Origin of the sequence: Nocardioides immobilis, from assembly GCF_003515065.1 — a bacterium.
In the GTDB taxonomy this organism is placed as follows: Bacteria; Actinomycetota; Actinomycetes; order Propionibacteriales; family Nocardioidaceae; genus Nocardioides; species Nocardioides immobilis.
Map to the genome: position 1 here is coordinate 113,171 of NZ_QXGH01000023.1, position 21,329 is coordinate 134,499.

22 protein-coding genes are annotated in these 21,329 nt (G+C 71.6%); 16 read left to right on the forward strand and 6 right to left on the reverse strand.

What is annotated here, in order from left to right:
• Positions 1-15 precede the first annotated feature (15 nt).
• The gene (locus D0Z08_RS32225; protein WP_182481386.1) at positions 16-159 is read right to left on the reverse strand and encodes a hypothetical protein; all 144 of its coding nucleotides are present in this window, start codon (positions 157-159) and stop codon (positions 16-18) included.
• 16 nt (positions 160-175) lie between these two features.
• Positions 176-703 carry a YbhB/YbcL family Raf kinase inhibitor-like protein gene (locus D0Z08_RS18995; RefSeq protein WP_118926831.1) on the reverse strand — a complete coding sequence of 176 codons (528 nt, stop codon included), beginning with the start codon at positions 701-703 and terminating at the stop codon, positions 176-178.
• A gap of 120 nt (positions 704-823) precedes the next feature.
• On the opposite strand from D0Z08_RS18995, the gene cobA reads away from it, so the two are divergent.
• The 4 genes from cobA (at position 824) to D0Z08_RS19015 (ending at position 4,586) form a co-directional block, all read left to right on the forward strand.
• A complete protein-coding gene (cobA, locus tag D0Z08_RS19000) occupies positions 824-2,065 on the forward strand; it encodes a uroporphyrinogen-III C-methyltransferase (RefSeq protein WP_118926832.1) in 1,242 nt (413 codons plus the stop codon).
• The gene (locus tag D0Z08_RS19005; RefSeq protein ID WP_118926833.1) at positions 2,058-2,861 is read left to right on the forward strand and encodes a TrmH family RNA methyltransferase; all 804 of its coding nucleotides are present in this window, start codon (positions 2,058-2,060) and stop codon (positions 2,859-2,861) included. The genes cobA and D0Z08_RS19005 overlap by 8 nt, the downstream gene beginning before the upstream one ends.
• Positions 2,862-2,922: 61 nt before the next feature.
• A complete protein-coding gene (locus D0Z08_RS19010) occupies positions 2,923-3,291 on the forward strand; it encodes a hypothetical protein (RefSeq protein WP_118926834.1) in 369 nt (122 codons plus the stop codon).
• Between the two features lie 5 nt (positions 3,292-3,296).
• Positions 3,297-4,586, forward strand: coding sequence for a serine hydrolase domain-containing protein (locus D0Z08_RS19015; RefSeq protein WP_220454255.1), 1,290 nt, complete (start codon positions 3,297-3,299; stop codon positions 4,584-4,586).
• A 12-nt stretch (positions 4,587-4,598) separates the two neighbouring features.
• Here D0Z08_RS19015 and D0Z08_RS19020 read toward each other — a convergent pair whose 3' ends face one another.
• Positions 4,599-5,615, reverse strand: a complete 1,017-nt coding sequence (locus D0Z08_RS19020) for a response regulator (protein ID WP_118926835.1) — start codon at positions 5,613-5,615, stop codon at positions 4,599-4,601.
• Positions 5,616-5,702: 87 nt separating this feature from the next.
• Here D0Z08_RS19020 and D0Z08_RS19025 point away from each other — a divergent pair, with 87 nt between their 5' ends.
• From D0Z08_RS19025 to D0Z08_RS19035, 3 genes are all read left to right on the forward strand, one after another.
• Complete coding sequence (locus D0Z08_RS19025) at positions 5,703-7,244, forward strand: HAMP domain-containing protein (RefSeq protein WP_182481387.1); 1,542 nt, start codon at positions 5,703-5,705, stop codon at positions 7,242-7,244.
• Positions 7,238-8,770, forward strand: a complete 1,533-nt coding sequence (locus D0Z08_RS19030; RefSeq protein ID WP_118926837.1) for a sensor histidine kinase — start codon at positions 7,238-7,240, stop codon at positions 8,768-8,770. The genes D0Z08_RS19025 and D0Z08_RS19030 overlap by 7 nt, the downstream gene beginning before the upstream one ends.
• A gap of 69 nt (positions 8,771-8,839) precedes the next feature.
• Positions 8,840-9,826 (forward strand): alpha/beta hydrolase, encoded by a 987-nt coding sequence (locus D0Z08_RS19035; protein WP_118926838.1) that lies wholly within the window; start codon positions 8,840-8,842, stop codon positions 9,824-9,826.
• Between the two features lie 7 nt (positions 9,827-9,833).
• Here D0Z08_RS19035 and def read toward each other — a convergent pair whose 3' ends face one another.
• On the reverse strand, positions 9,834-10,439 hold the full coding sequence (gene def, locus D0Z08_RS19040; RefSeq protein ID WP_118926839.1) for a peptide deformylase: 606 nt from the start codon (positions 10,437-10,439) through the stop codon (positions 9,834-9,836).
• Positions 10,440-10,572: 133 nt separating this feature from the next.
• Here def and D0Z08_RS19045 point away from each other — a divergent pair, with 133 nt between their 5' ends.
• Positions 10,573-11,937, forward strand: coding sequence for an acyl-CoA dehydrogenase family protein (locus D0Z08_RS19045; RefSeq protein ID WP_118926840.1), 1,365 nt, complete (start codon positions 10,573-10,575; stop codon positions 11,935-11,937).
• Complete coding sequence (locus D0Z08_RS19050) at positions 11,937-13,151, forward strand: acyl-CoA dehydrogenase family protein (protein WP_118926841.1); 1,215 nt, start codon at positions 11,937-11,939, stop codon at positions 13,149-13,151. The genes D0Z08_RS19045 and D0Z08_RS19050 overlap by 1 nt, the downstream gene beginning before the upstream one ends.
• A 15-nt stretch (positions 13,152-13,166) precedes the next feature.
• Here the strand turns inward: D0Z08_RS19050 and D0Z08_RS19055 are convergent, their stop codons facing one another.
• Positions 13,167-14,618 carry an LLM class flavin-dependent oxidoreductase gene (locus D0Z08_RS19055; protein ID WP_118926842.1) on the reverse strand — a complete coding sequence of 484 codons (1,452 nt, stop codon included), beginning with the start codon at positions 14,616-14,618 and terminating at the stop codon, positions 13,167-13,169.
• Between the two features lie 78 nt (positions 14,619-14,696).
• Here D0Z08_RS19055 and D0Z08_RS19060 point away from each other — a divergent pair, with 78 nt between their 5' ends.
• Genes D0Z08_RS19060 through D0Z08_RS19075 form a run of 4 tightly spaced genes read left to right on the forward strand, consistent with a single transcriptional unit; the run spans position 14,697 to position 16,738 of the window.
• Positions 14,697-15,194, forward strand: coding sequence for an RNA polymerase sigma factor (locus tag D0Z08_RS19060; protein WP_220454256.1), 498 nt, complete (start codon positions 14,697-14,699; stop codon positions 15,192-15,194).
• Positions 15,187-15,774 carry a hypothetical protein gene (locus D0Z08_RS19065; protein WP_118926844.1) on the forward strand — a complete coding sequence of 196 codons (588 nt, stop codon included), beginning with the start codon at positions 15,187-15,189 and terminating at the stop codon, positions 15,772-15,774. Before D0Z08_RS19060 ends, D0Z08_RS19065 begins: the two co-directional genes overlap by 8 nt.
• Positions 15,771-16,202 (forward strand): hypothetical protein, encoded by a 432-nt coding sequence (locus D0Z08_RS19070; RefSeq protein WP_118926845.1) that lies wholly within the window; start codon positions 15,771-15,773, stop codon positions 16,200-16,202. The genes D0Z08_RS19065 and D0Z08_RS19070 overlap by 4 nt, the downstream gene beginning before the upstream one ends.
• Positions 16,190-16,738: a carboxymuconolactone decarboxylase family protein gene (locus tag D0Z08_RS19075; protein WP_118926846.1), complete on the forward strand. Its 549-nt coding sequence runs from the start codon at positions 16,190-16,192 to the stop codon at positions 16,736-16,738. The genes D0Z08_RS19070 and D0Z08_RS19075 overlap by 13 nt, the downstream gene beginning before the upstream one ends.
• Before the next feature lie 10 nt (positions 16,739-16,748).
• Here D0Z08_RS19075 and galK read toward each other — a convergent pair whose 3' ends face one another.
• A complete protein-coding gene (gene galK / locus D0Z08_RS19080) occupies positions 16,749-17,864 on the reverse strand; it encodes a galactokinase (protein WP_220454257.1) in 1,116 nt (371 codons plus the stop codon).
• 71 nt (positions 17,865-17,935) lie between these two features.
• Here galK and D0Z08_RS19085 point away from each other — a divergent pair, with 71 nt between their 5' ends.
• The 3 genes from D0Z08_RS19085 (at position 17,936) to D0Z08_RS19095 (ending at position 21,312) form a co-directional block, all read left to right on the forward strand.
• Positions 17,936-19,375 carry a GuaB1 family IMP dehydrogenase-related protein gene (locus D0Z08_RS19085; protein WP_118926848.1) on the forward strand — a complete coding sequence of 480 codons (1,440 nt, stop codon included), beginning with the start codon at positions 17,936-17,938 and terminating at the stop codon, positions 19,373-19,375.
• Positions 19,376-19,380: 5 nt separating this feature from the next.
• A complete protein-coding gene (locus D0Z08_RS19090; protein ID WP_182481388.1) occupies positions 19,381-19,929 on the forward strand; it encodes a nucleosidase in 549 nt (182 codons plus the stop codon).
• Between the two features lie 219 nt (positions 19,930-20,148).
• Positions 20,149-21,312 (forward strand): choice-of-anchor P family protein, encoded by a 1,164-nt coding sequence (locus tag D0Z08_RS19095; protein ID WP_182481389.1) that lies wholly within the window; start codon positions 20,149-20,151, stop codon positions 21,310-21,312.
• Positions 21,313-21,329 lie beyond the last annotated feature (17 nt).

Sequence of the window (21,329 nt, forward strand, 5' to 3'; positions counted from 1 at the left end):
GGCGCGCTCGGCTGTTCAGCTGGCGACGATCTCGACGCCCTGCTCACTCCCGATCTTGATCTCCTCGTCGCCGAACAGCGCGAGGGCGCCGTACCAGGCCATCGCCGCGACGATCGCGACGCCGACGGCGAGTGCGATCCAACCGAGGACACGCCTCATGTCCCCAGGCTACGTCTCAGAACTGGTAGGTGCCCACCACCATGCCGCGCGCCAGCGTCTTGAACGCGAGGTTGAAGCCGACAACGGCGGGGCTGGCGCTGCTGTCGACGCCGAGCTTCGGCTCCTTGACCGCGTGCACCACGAAGTAGTAGCGGTGCACCTGGTCGCCCTCCGGCGGAGCGGCACCGCCGAAGCGCTGCTCACTGAAGTCGTTGCGGACGTGGAACGCGCCGTCCGGCAGGGTGTCGTCGCTGGCACCCGCGCCGGTGTCGAGGCTGGTGACGTCGGCCGGGATGTCGACGGCGACCCAGTGCCAGAATCCGCTGACGATCGGCGCGTCGGGGTCGAAGCAGGTGACGACGTAGCTCTGGGTGCCCTCGGGGCCGGGCTCCCAGGAGAGCTGGGGCGAGGTGTTGCCGGCGTCGTACATCTGGTCCTGCTTGAGCGGCTGGCCGTCGGTGACGTCGGCGCTGGTGACGTCGAACGCGGGTACGGCGGGCAGCAGCTCGTACGGGTCGGGCGTGACCGGTCGGTCCAGGGACATGGATGCTCCTTCGAGACGGTTTTCGACAACGGGGCAAGCACAGTCATCCAACGGCCGCGAATCTAGTCCGGGTGGTGGGTCGTTGAAAGAGGGGAAGCGCCGCCCGTCGATGATGTCCTCATGGATTTCCCTCCTTACCCCTCGGGACTCCGCCTCGCCGGGCGGCGGGTAGTGGTCGTCGGCGGAGGCAACGTCGCCCAGCGGCGGGTGCCCCAGCTGATCGCCGTCGGTGCCGACGTGCACGTCGTGTCCCCGGAGGTGACGCCGGCGATCGAGGGACTGGTGGGATCCGGTGAGATCACCTGGCACCGGCGGCCGTTCGCGGACGCCGATCTCGCGGGGGCGTGGTACGTCATCGCCGTCACCGACGACCTTGCCGTCAACGACCGCGTCAGTGAGCTCGCCGAGCAGGAGCGGGTCTTCTGCGTGCGCTCCGACGACGCGACCCGGGGGAGTGCCTGGACCCCCGCCGTCGGACGGCACGCCGGCGTCACCGTGGCCGTGCTCAGCAACCGGGAGCCGCGGCGGTCGGTGGCCGTGCGCGACGAGATCCTCGAGGCACTCCGCGAAGGCACGATCGCCGGCTCCCACGAGCACGACCGCACGCCGGGGGTCACCCTCGTGGGCGGCGGCCCGGGGGACCCCGACCTGATCTCGATCGCCGGTCGCAAGGCGTTGATGGCGGCCGACGTCGTCGTCGCGGACCGGCTGGCGCCGCGGGAGCTGCTGGGGGACCTGCCGGCCGACGTGGAGCTGGTCGACGTGGCCAAGCTGCCGCGCGGACGCAGCGCCCAGCAGGCCGAGATCAACCGCGTGATCGTGGAGCGCGCACTGGCCGGCAAGCGGGTGGTGCGGTTCAAGGGCGGCGACAACTTCGTCTTCGGCCGCGGCTACGAGGAGATCATCGCGTGCCGCGAGGCGGGCGTGCCCGTCACCGTGATCCCCGGCCTGACCAGCCCGGTCGCCGTACCGGCCATCGCCGGCATCCCGGTCACCCACCGCGGCGTCACCCACGAGTTCACGATCGTCTCCGGGCACCTTCCTCCCGGGCACCCCGAGTCGCTGGTCGACTACGCCGCGCTCGCGCGGATGACCGGCACCGTCATCTTGATGATGGCGGTGCAGAACGCGTCGGCGATCGCGGACGCGCTGGTCGCCGGTGGCCGCAAGCCGGGCACGCCCGTCGCCGTGGTCTGCGACGGGACGATGCCGACGCAGCGGACCGTGCTCGCCACCCTGGCGACCCTCGGTCCCTGCCTCGCCGACGAGCAGGTCCAGCCGCCGGCGATCATCGTCATCGGCGAGGTGGTGCGGGTCGCCTTCCCGGACGCGTTCCCCCCGGTCGTCGACAGCGATGGCTGAGCTGGTCGAGATAGCGGACGCCGGCGACCCCCGGCTCGCCGACTACCGCGACCTGCGCGACGTCCAGCTGCGCAAGCACCTCGAGGCCGAGCACGGCCTCTTCCTCGCCGAGGGCGAGAAGGTGGTCCGCCGTGCCGTCGAGGGCGGCTTCCCGGTGCGCTCGTTCCTGATGGCGCCGCGCTGGCTCGACGGCCTCGCCGACGTGCTGGCCACCACCGACGCCCCCTGCTACGTCCTGTCCGAGGCGCTGGCCGAGGAGGTCACCGGCTTCCACGTCCACCGGGGCGCGCTCGCTTCCCTGGTACGACGACCGCTGCCGCCGGTCGCCGAGGTGATCGCCGGGGCGCGGTCGGTCCTGGTGCTCGAGGACATCGTCGACCACACCAACGTCGGCGCGATCTTTCGCAGCGGCGCCGCCCTCGGGTTCGACGCCGCACTGATCGCCCCGCGCTGCGCGGACCCGCTCTACCGGCGCTCGATCAAGGTCGGGATGGGTGCGGTGTTCAGCCTCCCGTGGACCCGGCTCCCCGACTGGCACGACGCTCTTCCGACGTTGTCCGACGCGGGCTTCACCACCGTCGCGCTCACGCTCGCCGACGACGCCGTACCGATCGAGGAGGCGGTCGCCGGCCTCGACAAGGTGGCCCTCGTGCTGGGCTCGGAGGGCCACGGCCTGTCCCCACGGTGGGAGCAGTCGGCCGATCGCCGCGCCGTCATCCCGATGAAAGCCGGCATCGACTCGCTCAACGTCGCCGCAGCGTCCGCCGTCGCGTGCTACGTCACCGCCCGTCGCTGACGAACCCCCGCGAAGTGCGTCCGACGGTGCAAGGATGCTGGCGGATCCGTCAGGAGGCGCCGTGTTCGAGTGGGGTTGGCAGCAGGGAACGGCCACCGTCGTCGCCCGCCGCCTGATCAAGGAGTGGCGCTCGGCGCAGACCGAGCACAGCCGCGGCATGAAGCGGCGGAAGTTCGAGTTCATCCTCGACGTCCGGCCCGACGACGGCAGCCCGCGGTTCCGCGCGACGTGTGAGAACTCCTGGCACGCCCCGGTGCAGGGTGACGAGGTGCCCGTGCAGCTCAAGCCGAAGAGCCAGAAGGTGCGCTTCGACAAGGACCGGATCCTGGGGCCGAGCGGCCCGCGCAAGCCGCAGCCGAAGGACGACCGCTGGCGCGACATGCTGGACGACGAGCCCGGCACGCCGCCACCGGCCCGGAACGACGAGTGAATCGGGTGCAGACACCCCGCTTGCCACTGGTGCCCGACCCCATGCGGCGGATCCGAGTGCCGCGTGACCTCGACTCGGTGACCACGGTCGGGCCCGAGGCCGACCCCGTCGATGTCGGACTGACGACGGCCGATGTCGAGCGGATCTGGGAGAGCGCGCGCAGCCTCTACCGCTCCGGAGTTCATCCCGCCTTGACCCTGTGCGTCCGACGGGAGGGCGCCGTCGTGCTCGACCGCGCCATCGGGCACGCCCGTGGCAACGGCCCCAAGGACCGCCCCGACCAGGAGAAGGTGCTGGCCACACCCGACACCCCGGTCTGCATCTTCTCGGCGACCAAGGGGATCACCGCGACCCTGATCCACCTCCTCGACGAACGCAACGTGCTGCATGTCGGGGACCGCGTGGCCGACTACCTCCCGGAGTTCGCGCGCAACGGCAAGGACGGCATCACCATCTCGCAGGTGCTGTCGCACCGGGCGGGCATCCCGAACCCGCCGAAGACGGCCTTCGACCTGGACCGGATCGACGACTGGGAGTTCCAACGCGAGCTGATGTACGAGGCGAAGCCGATCCACCGGCCGGGAAAGCGGCAGGCCTATCACGCGGTCAGCGGCGGCAACCTGCTGGCAGAGGTCGTCCGCGAGGTCACGGGCCGGAGCATCCGGGAGGTCCTCGCCGAGGAGATCCTGGACCCGCTCGGCTTCCGGTGGACCAGCTACGGCGTCGCGGCGGACGACGTCGACAAGGTCGCCTTGAGCTATCCGACCGGCCCACCGCTGGTCCCGCCGATGTCGACGTTCCTCACCCGGGCGCTCGGCGTGCACCCGGACGAGGCCACCCGGATCTCCAACGACCCCAGGTTCCTCCGGGGCGTGATGCCGGCGGCCAACGGGGTGAGCACGGCCAACGAGCTCAGCCGGTTCTACGAGCTGCTGCGCAACGGGGGCGAGCTCGACGGCGTACGGGTCATGGATCCCCGCACCCTCCGCCGGGCGACGGCCGAGCAGTCGCACCTCGAGGTCGACTACACCCTCGGCCTCCCGATCGGGTTCAGCATGGGCTTCATGCTGGGCGGTCGCCGCGCCAGCCTGTTCGGCCCCGACACGGTCGGTGCCTTCGGTCACCTGGGCTGGGTCAACATCCTGAGCTGGACGGACCCGGCCCGGGCGCTGTCAGCCGCGATGATCACCACCGGCAAGGCGGCGCTCTACCCCGAGATGGGGAGGTTCCTGCAGGTGCCGATGCGGATCGGCCGGGAGGTCCCGAAGGTTCGCGACATCGGCGCCGGCCGGTGACCGGCCGACGGTTCAGGCGCGGAGCTCCGGCTGCTGGTTGAGGAAGTGCAGCACCGCTGCGACCCGCGGGTTGTGACTGGTGTCGCGGTCGATCCCGAGCTTGTCGAGGATCCGCCCGACGTGGGCCTCGACCGTCCGGTGGCTCACGAAGAGCTCGGAGGCGATGCCGTCGTTGGACAGGCCCTGCGCCATCAGCCGGAGTACGTCGTTCTCCCGGTCGGTCAGTGACCGCAGCGGATCGGTCGCGCCCTTCATCAGCATCGCGACCACACCGGGGTCGACGGCGAGACCGCCCATCGCGACCCGGTGCAGGGCGTCGGCGAACGCCTTGAGGTCCCCGACCCGGTCCTTGAGCAGGTACCCGCGGCCGGTCGGCTCGTTCTCCAGCAGCCGCACCGCGTAGTCCGGCTCGAGGTACTGCGACAGCACCATCACGCCGACCGACGGGTGCCGTTCGGCGATGGCGTGGGCGGTCGCGATGCCCTCCGTGGTGAAGGTCGGTGGCATCCGGATGTCGACGATGACCACGTCCACGGACACCATGTCGAGGAGACCGAGCAGCTCGGTGCCGTCGGACACCTGGCCGCCCACGACGAACCCGAGGTCCTCGAGCAGGCGGACCATCCCCTCGCGGAACAGGAGCGAGTCCTCGGCGATCGCCACCCTCGTCGCGGCGGGCGTCGCGGCCAGCTCGCGGATGGCCGCCGGACTCAGCTCGTCCTTGGGGAGGAAGCCCAGGACCGGAGCTGCGGTGATCCGGTCGCTGTAGGCCGACTGGCTCCGGCTCGACGTCACGATCACCGCGGGAGGGGTCGGGAGCTCGGCCAGCCGGCGGGCGATCTCGAAGCCGTCCGGGCCGTCCCCGAGGTGCACGTCGAGGAGCACGAGGTCCGGGGAGGTGGCGGCGACGGCCGCCATCGCCTCGTCGCAGTCGCCCACGTCGGCGACCACGTCGAAGCCGTCGTCCTCGAGGACCAGGCGCAGATACTCCCGGAACGGCGCGTGATCGTCGACGATCAGAACAGTCACGGGGCAACTCTGTCACGCGGGTCAACCGTCCCGGATCCGTGGATGCACGCATTGTCGGCGGGTCGCGCGCGGGTGGAGAATCATTCGATGTCGACCGCCACGGCCCAGCGCGCCGGAGCGTCCCGCCGGGCCAAGGTGCGGCCGGACGCACTGGTCGACCTGGTGCGGGCCCGCTTGGGACCGTGGTACTTCCACGGTCTCGTCCTCGCGACCGGCTTCTTCGTGGCCGCCGTCTCCACGCCGTACCAGAACCTCACGCAGCTCCCCTTCTGGACCAGCGGCTTCGACCGGTGGTGGTACGTCGGGGTCTTCGCAGCTCTGGCGACGATCGCCGCGCCCTTCGCGATGGCCGTGATCCTGTGGCGCCACCGAGCGGTCACGGCGTACCTCCGGGGCCGGGAGGCCGACCCTGTCCTGGTCTGGCGTGACTGCGTGACGCGGCTGCCGGCGACCGCGGCGATCGTGTCGACGCTGTGGAGCGGCTTCACGATCGGGATCGGCCTCATCTACGTCGGCCACCGGGAGCAGTTCACCGCCTGGACCTACGCCGGGGCCTACGCATCCGAGGTGCTCGTCACGATCGGCGTCGTGGCGTTCTACCTGCTGATCTTCGAGCTCGCGCTGCTGCCGGTGGCGCGCGAGGTGGCGGCGCAGCTGCCACCGGACTTCGACGAGCACGCGCGCGTCACCGGGCGCCGCCGCCTGGTCCTGCTCAACACTGCCATCACGTTCACGGTCGGCTGTCAGGCATCCGGGCTGTCGATGGGCTTCTCGCAGGACGGGCGCGCCTGGATCGTGGCTCTGGTGACGCTGGGCCTGGTCTCGACGTACGTCGGCGCCCAGCTCAGCCTCGTGTCGTCCAGCGTGACCCGCCCGGTCGACGAGCTGTCCGATGCCCTCAACACGGTCGCGAGCGGGCGTGGGTCGGTGCGGGTCCCGCCGACGTCGGGCGACGAGTTCGACAACGTCGCCCGGGCGTTCAACCGGATGGTGGACCTGATGGACCACCACGCCAGCGAGCTGAGGCAGTCACGGGCCAGGTTGATCGAGGTGGCCGACGGCACCCGGCGCGGCATCGAGCGCGACCTCCACGACGGCGCCCAGCAGAACCTGGCGCTGGTGAGCATGCAGATCGGCCAGCTGGAGTCCGTCTGCGCGGCTGTGCCTGACGTCCTGCCACGGGTCCGCGTGGTCCGGGCCGAGCTGAGTGCGGTCGTGGGGGAGATGAGACGACTCGCCCACGGGATCTATCCGGCCAGCCTGGAGGCCGAGGGACTTGCCTCCGCACTCCGTGCGGCCGCTCGCGAGTCGGATGTCATGGTCACCCTCGACGTCGCCGTCGACGTGCGCTGGAGCCACGCTGTCGAGTCCGCGATCTACTTCTGCTGCTGGGAGGTGCTCGACCGCGCCAACCAGGCCGACCACCCGGACGTCGCCGTCTGGATCGCGTTGCGGGAGGCGACCGGGCTGGCCATCGTCGACCTCGAGCTGCAACCCGGACCGGAGGACGAGCACACGGCCGACCTCACACTGTTCCTGCAGGACCGTCTCGGGGCCGTCGGCGGGACCGTGGTCGCCGACACGGAGGGCAGCGGGGTGGTCTTCCGCGGCCAGGTGCCGACATGGTGACGGTGCTGGGCGAGGAGCTGCCCTGGATCGACTCCGTGTTCCAACGGGCCTACCCGCGGATCCGGGGGCGGTACGTCGCGACCTGGCTGTTCGTCAGCGGCGGCGGGATCCTGTTCCTGGCCTGGCCGGCCCAGTTCCTCACGTTGCAACCGCTCTGGGGACCCGGTGCGCACGACACCCGGGCCTTCGTCGTCACGATGCTCTGCGGCGTCGTCATCACCGGCGTGCTGATGCCGTGGGCGGCGCTCGGACCGTTCCGCCCGATCGTCCGGTTCCTGCGCGGTGACCCGGTCGACCCTGCCGACGTGTGGCATGCGGCCGTGCGCCAGGTCCCGCGGGTGAGCATGGTGAGCACCACGTCGTACTGCCTCGTCGGCAACATCCCCCTGCTGCTCGTGGTGGGCGGGCCGCGCGGCTTCACGCTGCTCGACTACCTCTCCGGCTGGTTGGTGGCGTGCCTCATCACCGCTCCGGCGGGGTTCTTCTTCGTCCTGATCTGGGAGGTGGCGTTCCGGCCGGTCCTGCGCGAGATCCAGCCGCTGCTGCCCGCCGACTTCGACCCCGACAAGAGCTGGCTGACCCTCGCCCGGCGCAGCGCGCTCGCGTCGGCGTCCGCGATGGCCTACACGGGGGTCGCGGTCTCCAGCCTGGTCGCTGCGACGGGGGACCGCGAGATCGCGCTGGCCATCGCGGTGCTCGCGACCCTCGGGTCGGCGGCGACCTTCGGCGGCGTGATCACGGCACTGGTTTCGCACTCGATCTTCATGCGGGTCGACGAGCTCAAGATGGCCCTGGTGCGCATCGGCGACGGCGAGCCTGGCGTGCGGGTCGCGGTGCGGGCCGGCGACGAGCTCGACGACGCCGCGATGAGCCTGAACCGGATGGCGGAGCGGCTCGAGGCCGATGACGCCGCGCTCCGTGCGTCACGAGCCCGGCTCGCGTCCGTCGCCGACGGCGAGCGGCAGCGGATGGAGCGCGACCTGCGCCGCCGGGTGCTGGTCCGTCTGCAGCGCATCGGCGCCGAGGTCGGGGAGGTCGAGGCGCGGCTGGTCGACGAACCGGACCTGCACAAGCTGTCCCGCCGGGCGCGCGAGAGCGTCGCCGCTGCCGAGGTCGAGATCCAGCGCCTGGCGCGCGGCGTCTACCCGGAGGAGCTCACCGTGGCGGGCCTCGAGGCGGCGCTCTCCGCCACGGCCGAGCGGATGGCCGTGCCGACGGTCCTCCGCAGCCCCGGCGTCGGACGCCTCGACCACGCTCGGGAGTCGGCGGTCTACTTCTGCTGCAACGAAGCGCTGCAGAACGCTGCGAAGCACGCCGGCGACACCGCCACGGCGACGGTCACCCTCGCTCGCGAGCAGGGCCGGCTGCGGTTCGAGGTCGCCGACGACGGCTGCGGCGTCGAGAGCGATGCGCAGGGCCGGGGCATGGACAACATGCGCGACCGGGTCCGGGCGGTCGGGGGCGACCTGACGATCGCCTACCGGCCGGGCGGCGGCACGACCGTCGACGGCTGGGTCCCCGCCTGACCCTGAGGGCCGGTCGTCCGGGTCAGCTGACCCGGGTCGGTCTGTTGCCGGATCCTGCACCGTGTTTCAATGACGTTCGTGAGGACTGGGGGGTCGCGCGCGACGCGCGCATCGCACACGGCGCGCCTGCTGCAGACCGGGCTCCGGCTGACCTTCCGGCCGGTCGGAGCGGTGCTGCCGGCCAACGCCGCCGGCATCGCGGTGATCCGGCTCGCGTTCGGCGTCGCCTGCCTCGGCGGCCTGCACACCAGGCTGCCGGCGACCCCGGTCGAGACCGAGGGCGGTGCCGGCACCGTGCGCGGTGAGTGGGTCGGCCAGGTCCCCGAGCCGGGCGAGCCGGTCCTGCTCTACCTGCACGGCAGTGGGTACGTCGGCTGCTCGCCGGCCACCCACCGCGGCCTGATCTCGGACCTGTGCCGACGCCTCGACCGGTCGGCGTTCGCGGTCCGCTATCGCCGGGCGCCCGAGCACCGGTTCCCCGCGGCCCACCTCGACGTGCTGGCGTCGTACCTCTGGCTGCTCGAGCGCGGTCATGCGCCCGAGGACATCGTCGTCGCCGGCGACTCCGCCGGCGGCCACCTGGCGCTGGCGCTGCTCGGCGAGCTGCGCCAGCGGGGCGTCGCGATGCCCGGCGCGGTCGTCGCGTTCTCCCCGGTCGTGGACCTGACCTACGAGCTGTTCGGCAAGCCTGAGCGCAACCCGCGTGACGGCTTCGTCAAGCGGGCGACGGCCCGCCGGATCCTCGCCCTCTACGCCCACGGGGCGGACCCGCGCGATCCGCGTCTGGACGTGATCCAGGTCGTCGGGCCCGACCTCCCGCCGATCCTGCTGCAGGTCGGCGAGCACGAGCACCTGCTGGCGCACGCCGAGGGCTTCGCCGCAGCCCAGGTGGCCGCCGGTGGCGTGTGCGAGCTGCAGGTCTGGTCCGGCCTCTTCCACGTCTTCCAGATGATCCGGCCGCTCCCGGAGGCGCGCGAGGCGCTCCGCGAGGTCGAGCGGTTCGTCGCGCGGGTCGAGGCGCGTCGGACCCGGCGGACGGGCGCCGCGGCCAGCTGAGCGCAGCTCAGGTCGGCCACTCCAGCGGGTAGTCGTCCGCCGCCGCGTCGTGCTGCCTCTGCAGCTTCTTCCGGGCGCGGGCGGACACCCGATCACCGAACACGGTGCCCCGGGTGTGGTCGGTCTCGTGCTGCAGGCAGCGGGCCAGCAGCCCGTCGCCCTCGAACCGCACCGGCGCGCCGTCCAGGTCGAAGCCCTCGACCGTCGCGAACGCCGGGCGTGCACACGGGCAGAACGCCCCGGGGAACGACAAGCACCCCTCGTCGCCGTCGTCGAGCTTGCGGCCAGGTGCGTCGGGGACGGTCACCGTCGGGTTGCAGACCACGCCGACGTAGCGCTCGCCGGCCTCGTCCGGGCAGTCGAACACGAAGAGGGCGAGGTCGACCCCGATCTGGCAGGCGGCCAGGCCGACCCCGTCGGCGGCGTACATGGTGGCGACCATGTCGGCGGCGAGCGCCCGCAGGCCGTCGCCGCCGAACTGGTCGGCCGTGACCGGCTGCTGCGGCTTGTGCATGACCGAGGTGCCCCAGCGGGTGATCGGGTGGACCGTGCCGCCGCGCGGCAGCGGTCCGTACGGCGCGTGCACCGGCTCCTCGGGCCCCTTGACTGACATGGCCAGGGATCCTAGGGAGTGCGCTGGTCGAGGCCGACGACGGGTGTGACCTCCGGCACCCTGCCCGCACAAAACCGACCGGATCCGGGAGATGGTGTAGCGCTGAGTGTAACTCGCAGTTACATTTGCGAGCATGTCCCTGATCAGCAACCTCAAGCCAGGTGGCAAGCATGGGGTCCCGAACACCGAGAGCCGTGATCCGATCGGCTTTCTCGTTGCGGGACTGAACCGGCTCGCCCAGAGTGACCTCATCGACAAGATGGGGCTGCGCAAGCAGACCGAGCAGGTCGTCTTCAACGTGACCCGCACCGGCTTCAAGACCATCACCAACGCCAGCCGCACCTTCGCGAGGTCGGGCAAGAAGGGCGCGCCGGGCACCCGGCCGGCCCCGACCGCCGGCACCGGTCCTTTCGACCTGACCCCGACCGAGGACGAGCAGATGCTGGTCGACCTCGTCTCGGAGTTCGCCGAGGAGATCGTCCGTCCGGCCGCGGCCGCGGCCGACGCGGCATGCGCCGCACCCGACGAGCTGCTGAAGTCCAGCCTCGAGATCGGCCTGCCGATCCTCGGCGTGCCGGAGGCACTCGGTGGCGTCTCCGAGGAGCGGTCGGCCATGGCTGGCACGCTCGTGGCCGAGGCGCTCGCCAAGGGCGACATGGGCCTGGCGGTCGCCACCCTCGCGCCCGGCTCGGTCGCCACGGCGATCGGCCTCTGGGGCACCGACGAGCAGCAGCAGACCTACCTCCCCGCCTTCACCGGCGACGAGGTCCCGGCCGCCGCGCTCGCGCTCAACGAGCCCACCGTCCTCTTCGACGTGCTCAGCCCCGCCACCAGTGCGAAGAAGGTCGACGGCGGTTACGTCCTCAACGGCACCAAGAGCCTCGTCGCCCGGGGTGACCAGGCCGAGCTGTTCGTCGTCGGCGCCAGCCTCGACGGCAAGCCGGTCCTGTTCCTCGTGGAGTCGTCCACCGCGGGCCTCGCCATCGAGGGCGACCCCGCCATGGGCGTCCGCGCCGCCTCGATGACCAAGCTCGCGCTCAAGGACGTCAAGGTCCCCGCCGAGTCCGTCCTGGGCGAGACCGACGGGTCGACGTACGCCGAGTGCGTGCGCCTGTCGCGCCTGGCCTGGTGCGCCCTCGCGGTCGGCACCTCGCAGGCGGTGCTCGATTACGTCACGCCGTACGTCAAGGAGCGCGAGGCGTTCGGCGAGCCGATCGCCCACCGCCAGTCCGTGGCCTTCATGGTCGCCAACATCGCGATCGAGCTGCAGGCCATGCGCCTGCTGACCTACCGGGCGGCGGCGCGTGCCGCGGCGGGCAAGGACTTCAGCAAGCAGGTCGCGCTGGCCCGCAAGCTGTGCGCCGACAAGGGCATGCAGATCGGCAACGACGGCGTCCAGCTGCTCGGTGGCCACGGTTACGTCAAGGAGCACCCGGTCGAGCGGTGGTACCGCGACCTGCGGGCCATCGGGATCATGGAAGGAACGGTGCTGGTCTGATGGCCATCAACCTCGAGATTCCCAAGAAGCACCGCGCGCTGATCGATCAGGCGCACCAGGTCGCGATGAACATGCTGCGGCCGATCTCCCGCAAGTACGACATCGCCGAGCACGAGTACCCGAAGGAGCTCGACATCCTCGCCGCGATGATCGACGGCCTCGAGGAGTCGGGCTCCAGCGAGGGCGCCGGCGCCGCCGGCGTCCGCCGGGACGGCATCGCCGACGACGCCACCGTGAAGAACGGCGCCAACATGGCCTCGGTGACCTCGATCGCCGAGATGTGCTGGGGCGACGTCGGCCTGATGCTGTCGTTCCCGCGCCAGGGCCTCGGCAACTCGGCGATCGCGTCCGTCGCGAACGACGAGCAGCTCGCCCGGTTCAAGGGCAAGTGGGCGTCGATGGCGATCACCGAGCCGGCCTTCGGCTCGGACTCGGCCGCCGTCTCCACCACCGCGGTCCTCGACGGCGACGAGTACGTCATCAACGGCGAGAAGATCTTCGTCACCTCGGGTGAGCGGTCCGACTGCGTCGTCGTGTGGGCGACCCTCGACAAGTCCCTCGGTCGCGCCGCGATCAAGTCGTTCGTCGTGGAGAAGGGCACGCCCGGCCTGAAGGTCGAGCGGCTGGAGGAGAAGCTCGGCATCCGGGCCTCCGACACCGCGGTGATCACCTTCACCGACTGCCGGGTGCCGAAGGAGAACCTGATGGGTTCGCCGGAGGTCAACGTCGAGCAGGGCTTCGCCGGCGCGATGGCGACCTTCGACAACACCCGTCCGCTGGTGGCCGCGATGGCGATCGGGTGCGCCCAGGCGTCGCTCGACCTGACCCGCGACCTGCTGAAGGAGGCCGGCGTCGTCGTCGACTACGACAAGCCGGCGAACCTGCAGTCCGCCGCGGCGGCACGGTTCCTCCAGCTCGAGGCCGACTGGGAGGGTGCGCGCCTGCTCACCCTGCAGGCGGCGTGGATGGCGGACAACCGCAAGCCGAACTCGCTCGAGGCCTCGATGGCCAAGGCGAAGGCCGGCCGCGTCGGCACCGACGTCACGCTGAGCTGCGTCGAGCTGTGCTCGTCGATCGGCTACAGCGAGGCGGAGCTGCTCGAGAAGTGGAGCCGCGACTCCAAGATCCTCGACATCTTCGAGGGCACCCAGCAGATCCAGCAGCTGATCGTCGCTCGCCGGGTCCTCGGGCTCTCGAGCGCCGAGCTCAAGTAGGTCGCAAGCAAGCAGTCAGGCCAGGAGAGGCGCGAGCCGCTCCAGGTCTTCAGGGCCAGACAGGTCGGCGAGGGCGAGGAACACGGTTTCCACGCCCTCGCCGGCCAGTTTTTCGTAGCGCTCGGCATGGGTTGCGGCGGTCCCGGCATGGTGCCGGGCGGCGTACGTCGCCGCGGCGGTGCGGCCGCGGAGCCGCTCCACGCGCCGCCAGGCGTCGTCACGGTCGTGCCCGACGACCGGTAGGTCCAGCACGGTGACCGCGACCTCGGCCGGGTCCCGACCGAGGTCCGCGCAGTGGGCACGGAGGACGGCGACCTTCGCGGCCAGCACCTCCGGGTCGGACGGCAGGTTGCACCCGTCGCCGAGCCGCGCGGCGATCCGCAACGTACGACGCTCGCCGGATCCGCCGACGACGATCGGGACATCGGCGGCCGGCCGGGGGTAGCAGGTGGTCTCGGGCAACCGCACCCGGGAGCCCTCCCAGGCCTTGGTGCCGGGCGCCCACAGCGCGCGCATGGTCTCGATGCCGTCCTCGAGCAGGTCCAGGCGCTCCCGGGCGCTGGGGAACGGCACGCCGAACCCGAGGTGCTCCCGCTCCCACCAACCCGCGCCGACGCCGACGAACGCCCGGCCGCCGCTGAGCGCGTCGAGGGTGGCCACCGCCTTGGCGACCACGCCTGCGGGACGGAGGGTCAGGGGCGTCACCAGGGTGCCGAGCCGGAGACCGGTGTCGAGGCCGGCGAGCAGGCCGAGGGTCACGTAGGGCTCGGGGATCGGCTCCCACGCGCGACCGACCTGGGGGATCTGTACGAGATGGTCCATCAGCGCGATCCCCGCGAGCCCCAGCCGGTCGGCCTCGAGCGCGAGGCCGGTGAGCCACCGGGCGGGGTCCTCGCCCCACGGGAACCGGGAGACCTGGAGCACGACCTCGACCCCCGCGGAGGTCCGACGCTCCGGCGTGCTGGCCGCCGTGTGCGGGACGGGCGGCCCCTCGGCGGCAGCGCCGGAGCCGTCGACGACGACGACGTCCCAGCCCTCCGCGGCGAGCTCCTCGGCTGCCACGCGCATCCGCTTCAGCTGACCCGCCAGGACCGGTGCCGGCACGGGCACGTCGCGCGCGGCGTTGCGGCGCCGGCACTCGGCGTCGGGCGTCGCGAGCACGACGGCGACGGCCGGGAGCCCGGCCGACCGTGCGGCCGCGAGCCAGCCGGTCCGCCGTACGGCATCGAGACCGAGGGTGTCGACCACCGTGCACAGACCGCGTCCGAGTCGGGCGGCGACGACCTGCTCGAGGATCGCGAAGGCGTCGGCCGACGCATCGAGGTCGTGGTCACCGCTGCCGACGACACCGCGGAGCGCATCGGAGGAGACGACCTCCTGCGGGCGGTAGCGCTCTGCGGCCCAGGTCGACTTGCCCGATCCGGACGCGCCGACGAGCACGACCAGCGCGGGGTCCGGCAACCGCATGGCGGCAGTCTGGCAGGCCTGAGCAGAATGGCGTGGCGTGACACTTCCGGTCGCAACCGCGAAGAACAGCCAGAAGAGGTGAGAGTGCGGTTCGAGGACGTCTACCGCGAGCACGTGGCGTCGGTGTGGCGTTACGTGCGGTTGCGCGTGCCCTCGGACAGCGACGCGGAGGACGTGACCAGCGTGGTGTTCGAGAAGGCGCTGACCTCGTGGCCGTCGTACGACGCCGGTCGCGGCTCGGTCGCCGGCTGGCTGGTCGGCATCGCCCGGCACGCGGTCGCCGACTGGTGGCGCAAGCACGGTCGTGAGCTGCCCGCCGAGCATCCGGGCGGGCGTACCGAGCAGACGGCCGAGGACGATCCCGAGGGCGACGCGCTCCGTCGCCTCGGCGCCGACGACGTACGACGACGGCTCGGGGTGCTCACGGCGCGGGAGCGGGAGGCGGTGGCGCTGCGCTTCGGCAGCGAGCTGAACTCGTCCGAGATGGCGGTCGTGCTCGGGGTCTCGCCGAGCGCGGCCCGGATGCTCGTGCACCGAGCACTCGGCCGACTGCGGGAGGTGATGGACGATGAGTGACGAGCTCGAGCGCAGCGATGCGGAGATCGACGACCTGCTCGGCGGTCGTGGTGGGCCGACGGCCGATCCGACCCTGCTCTGGCTGGCCTCCGCCGCACGGCCCGCGCCACCCCCCGCGCTGCTGGCCCGGATCGACGCCCAGGTGGCAGCCGCCGCTGCCGACCGTCGCGAGGCGCGGCGGGCTGACCGCCCCGGCCTGTTCCTCGCCGTCGTCGCCGGGGCGCTCGCGTTCGCGTTCGTCTTCCAGGGGGTCGGCAACATCGTCGCGGGGGAGTGGATCGCCGAGAACCTCGGAGAGCCGCACGGCCCGCACGCCTACTTCGAGGGCGCCCTCGCCCTGATCGCCGCCGCCGTCTGCGCGGCAGCGGCCGCGGTGCGCCGCTCGTGGAGCACGGTCTCGGTGCTGACCTGCTCTCCGCTCGCCGTGAGCCTCGGTCTCGGCGGGTTCGGCGAGATCGGGGTGTTCGCCGCCGGCGTCGCGCTGCACCTGAGCGAGGGCGCGCTCGGTCTCCTGCTGGTCCTGGCCTGGTGGCTCGACCGACGTGACACCCTGCGCGGCCGGCACGAAGAGAGGGCATGAAGGACCTCACTCCCACCCGGGCCTTCGGCCTCGCGCTCGCGCTCCCGCAGACGGTGATCGGCGTCTGGGCCGTGCTCAGCCCGCGCGGGTGGTACGACAGCTTCCCGGGGTTCGGACCGGCGCTCGCCGCCGCCGAGCCGCCCTTCAACGAGCACCTGATCACCGACGCCGGTGCCGGGTTCCTGGCCACCGGCGGCCTGCTGGTCGGCGTCTGCCTGTTCGGCGGGCCGGCCGAGATGAGGATCGCGGCGATCGGCTACCTGCTGTTCTGCGTGCCGCACCTCGTCTACCACGCACTGAACCCGTCGCCCCTGCTGCCGGCGTTCAACGACGTGCTCAACGTCGTGCTGATCGGCGCCCAGGTCGCCGGCGGCGCAACCTTGATCGTCCTCACCACTCACCGAAAGGCAGTCGCATGGGCATCGTGAAACGGATCTGGGCATACCTGAGGGTGCTGCGCAAGGCGCGTCGCCACCGCGGTGACCTCCTCGGCTGGCTGGTCCGCCGGCCGCAGCTGCTGGTGGCCCAAGGCACCTACGAGTCCTCGTTGATGCTGATGGGCCGGATGCCCGCCCAGCTGAAGTCGTTGGCGGTCGCGAAGTCGGCGATGATCGTGAACTGCGAGTACTGCCTCGACATCGGCGCCGAGATCGCCCGCGCCGAGGGCATCCCCGACGAGAAGCTGCGCGCGCTGCTCACCTACGCCGACAGCCCGGTGCTCAGCGACGACGAGAAGCTGGTGGTGGGGTTCGCGGCGGCCGTCTCGGCCTCACCCGCGATCGTTCCCGACGAGCTGCGGGCGCAGCTCGAGGCCCGCTTCACCCGGGCGCAGATCGCCGAGCTGGCCGCCGAGATCGCCTGGGAGAACCAGCGGGCCCGCCTCAACCAGGCCCTCGCCGTTCGGCCGTCCGGGTTCTCCGACGGCTCCTTCTGCCTGGTCCCGGAGCCCGCCCAGCGCTCCTAGCGGGGCCGCGTCACGTCGTACGGACGGACGCACCCGCGGACGGCAGCACGACGAGGTGGGTCGGCGCCGGGTCTCCCGCCGCGGCGAACGCCGTGTCGATCGCGGTCTGTACGGCGCTCGCGCGCTCCTCGGGCACGAGCGCGATCGTCGAGCCGCCGAACCCGCCGCCGGTCAGCCGGGCACCGAGAGCTCCTGCCTCCACCGCTGTCTCGACGGCCAGGTCGAGGGCCGGCGTCGAGGCCGCGAAGTCGCCCCTCAGGGAGACGTGGGAGGACAACAGGATCCTGCCGACGGCCTCCCAGTCCCCGGCTGTCACGGCCGTGATCGTGTCCTCCACCCGGGCGTTCTCCGAGAGGACATGCCGCGCGCGGGCCTGCTGGACGTCGTCGTCGAGCCGGCTCAGGTCGTCCGGCCACGCCAGCCCGATGCGCGGGAGACCCAGCGCGGCTGCGGCGCGCTCGCACTCGGCGCGGCGCTGCGCGTAGCCGCTCTCGGCGTCGACCAGCTGGTGAGCGGAGCCGGTGTCGGTCACCAGGACGACGAGCCCCGCCTCCCGGAGGGCCAGCGGGACCGGCCGCACGCTCGTGTCCGTGAAGTCGATGAGCAGCGCGTGGTCGGGCTTGGCGAGCAGCGACACGAGCTGGTCCATGCCTCCCGTGGGCGCTCCCGCGAACTCGGTCTCGGCGCGGCGGCACAGCTCGGCGAGCCGGTGCCGGCTGCCGGGGTCGAGCGGCCGGTCGACCAGCGTGCCGACCGCCAGGGCGACGGAGCACTCGAGAGCGGCCGAGCTCGAGAGCCCGGCACCGAGCGGCAGCTCGCTGTCGATGACCAGGTCGACGCCCGGCAGCAGCCAGCCGTCCTCACGCGCCGCCCAGAGCACGCCGGCGGGGTACCGGACCCAGTCCGGCATCGCCTCGCGGCCCTCGAGGGTGAGGTCGGCCAGGTGCCCGGACCACACCTCGGGGAACGCGGTGGACCGGATCCGGAGCCGGTCGTCGCCCCGTGATCGGGCGGTGGTGGAAGTGGCCGGGGCGATCGCGAACGGGAGGCAGAGACCGCCGTTGTAGTCGGTGTGGTCTCCGATCAGGTTGACCCGACCGGGGGCACGCGCCGTCGCTGAGGTCACACCCCCATCCTTACCCGTGAGCGGTCCGGGCGACACCGGCGCCTCACCAGGGGCGGCGGTAGGTTGGCCATGTGCTCTTCCTCGACGACCGGGTGCCCGACCACGACCTGACCTATGACGACGTGTTCATGGTTCCGCGCCGCTCGGCGGTCGCGAGCCGCTACGACGTCGACCTGTCGACCGCGGACGGAACGGGCGCGACGATCCCGATCGTCGTGGCCAACATGACGGCCATCGCCGGCAAGCGGATGGCGGAGACGGTCGCCCGACGCGGCGGTCTCGTCGTCATTCCCCAGGACATCCCGGCGCCGGTGGTCGCCGATGTCGTCGCCTTCGTGAAGTCGCGTCACCTGGTGCTCGACACCCCGATCCAGCTCCGTCCGGACCAGACCGTCGCCGAGGCGCTGTCGCTCATCCCCAAGCGCTCCCACCGGGCGGCGGTCGTGGTCGACGACCAGCAGCGACCGGTCGGCGTCGTGCTCGAGGACGACTGTGCCGAGGTCGACCGGTTCGCTCAGGCCCACCAGGTGATGCGGCCGGTCGAGGTGCTCGTGGAGGCCGACACCGAGCCGCGCAAGGCGTTCGACGCTCTCGACGACGCGCGGGCGATGCTCGCTGTCGGCGTCGACAGCGACGGGCAGCTGGTGGGCGTCCTCACCCGCACCGGCGCGCTGCGGGCCACGCTGTACCAACCTGCTGTCGACGACGCGGGAAGCCTGCGGATCGCGGCTGCTGTCGGGGTCAACGGCGACGTCGCCGCGAAGGCGCGGGCGCTGCTCGAGGCCGGTGTCGACTGTCTCGTCGTCGACACCGCACACGGGCACCAGGACCGGATGATCGAGGCGCTCCAGGCCGTCCGTGCGCTCGACCCCGCCGTCCCCGTCGTGGCCGGCAACGTGGTCGACGCCGACGGCACCCGGGCGCTGGTCGAGGCAGGGGCCGACATCGTGAAGGTCGGCGTCGGGCCCGGTGCCATGTGCACCACGCGGATGATGACCGGCGTGGGTCGCCCCCAGTTCTCGGCTGTCCTCGACTGCGCGGCCGCCGCGCGCGAGCTCGGCGCGCACGTGTGGGCCGACGGGGGAGTGCGCCACCCGCGCGACGTCGCGCTCGCCCTGGCAGCGGGAGCGTCCTCGGTGATGATCGGTTCCTGGTTCGCCGGCACCCACGAGTCGCCCGGTGACCTGCTCCAGGACGCCGACGGGCGCCCGTTCAAGGTGTCCTTCGGGATGGCGTCGGCCCGCGCCGTTGCCATCCGCACCTCCGCGGAGTCTGCCTTCGACCGGGCTCGGAAGGGCCTCTACGAGGAGGGCATCTCGTCCTCACGGATGTACCTCGACCCGGCGCGCCCCGGGGTGGAGGACCTGCTCGACCAGATCAGCGCCGGTGTCCGCTCGGCCTGCACCTATGCCGGTGCGGCGACGCTCGCCGAGCTCCACGAGCGCGCCGTGGTGGGGGTGCAGTCGGCGGCCGGCTTCCACGAGGGCCGCCCGCTGGCGACCAGCTGGTGAGCCGGGTGCCTGCGTACCTCATCGTCGCGGCGACGCAGGCCGAGGCGGCGTACGTCCCGGCGGCGCTGCCGGTCCTGATCACCGGCATCGGGAAGACAGCGGCCGCGACGGCGGTGGCGCGCGCCCTCGCGTCGTACGGCGACCTCGGCGGACTGGAGCTCGTGAACATCGGCACCGCGGGCGCCCTTCACGACCATCACGAGGGGCTGCACGAGCCCGGCGTCGTGCTCAACCACGACATCAACGCCGATGCGATCCGCGCGCTGGGCTACGACCCCCAGGAGCGGCTGAGGTGCGGGTCGGGGGAGACGGTGCTCGCGACCGGCGACGTCTTCGTCACCGATCCGGTGGTCCGGACCCGCCTGGCGGCGCAGGCCGACCTGGTCGACATGGAGGGCTACGCGGTGGTCTACGCGGCACAGCAGTTCGGCGTGCCGGTGCGGCTCGTGAAGCACGTCTCCGACCGGGCGGACGAGACGGCGCTGGACTGGCCGGCGATGGTCGACCACAGCGCACAAGCGCTGGGTGCGTGGCTCGCGGAATCGCTGAAGTAAAATCGTTCTTCGCTGAAGTAAAGTTTTCAACGAACCACATTCCCCGATCATCCAGACCGGTTACCGTTTCCGGTTATGACCCTCTTGCTCCAGAGGGCTCCACGTCGTCGCTCCCTCGTCGTCGTTGCTCTTGTCGCGTCCTTTTTCACCGTCGTCGGCGCAGGACCTTCCGCGTCACCAGCGCATGCTGCCGATGCCCCCGATGTGGTGTACCGATCCGTGAGCGGAGGCTCCCGCGTCACGGTCGCTGGCGTGGTGCGCTCCGAGCTCACCGGATCGAGCACCCTGCGTGCGACGGGGCCCGGCAGGTCGTCCGGGAACGCCATCGCCGCAGTCAATCTGCTGGGCGGTGTGCTCACCGCGACGGGGGTCTCGACCCAGCAGAAGACCACCCGGCCGTTCGGCGGCGGCACGATGATCACGTCCGAGGCGAAGATCGCGGGCGTCAGTCTCCTGGGCGGCGCGATCACGGTCGACGCGATCGAGACCCGGACCACCGCGACGCTCCACGACGACGAGGTGAAGCGCACCGGCGGCACCAAGTTCGTGAACCTGAAGGTCCGTGACAACGACCTGCCGATCACCGTCCCCAAGAACACCACCGTCACGATCCCCGGCCTGGCCAAGGTCGTCCTCAACGAGGTCAAGGGCCAGGTCGGAGGCGACGCTCTCATCAAGTCGTGGGCGACGGGCATCAAGATCACCCTGCTGTCGTCCTTCGGCCAGCTGGAGAAAGGCGCGGTCATCGAGATCACGCCCACGAAGGCGCTGATCGTGCTGCCGGTGCCGATCGACGGCGAACCGATCTTCGGCGTGTCCTACTCGACCCGCACCAGGATCCACGTCGGTGACGCAGTGAAGCTCAACGCCGGACCGACCTCGGCGATGATCATGCCTGCCGGCGGGACGAACGGCGCCGAGCTCGTCAACTCCGTCGCCAAGATCAACCTTCCCGGCCTGCTGAGGGCCTTCGCCCTCAGCGGCTCCGCTGAGGGCACGGTGACCGCAGACGAGTCCGACGGCACGATGACCGGCGAAGTAGCCGACGTCTCGCTGCTCAACGGGGCGATCCAGGTCGACGCCATCAGTGCGACAGCGCACCTCAACCAGGTCGACGGCAGCCCTCCCACCGTGACCGGCGGGTCGAGACTGGTCGGGCTGGTGATCAACGGGCGTTCGTTCCCGGTCTCGGTCGAGCCGAACACGGTGGTCGAGATCCCTGGACTGGTGAAGGTGATCATCAACGAGCAGATCCGCCAGGAGTTCCCGTTCAACGGGATCGCCGTACGGGGGCTCCATGTGATCGCTCTTCCTGATGCTCCCGAGGACATCGTCGGGCTCGACCTCGAGGTGGGCGTCGCCGCCATCTGGGTGAACAACTGAGGGGTCGCCGACTCTGA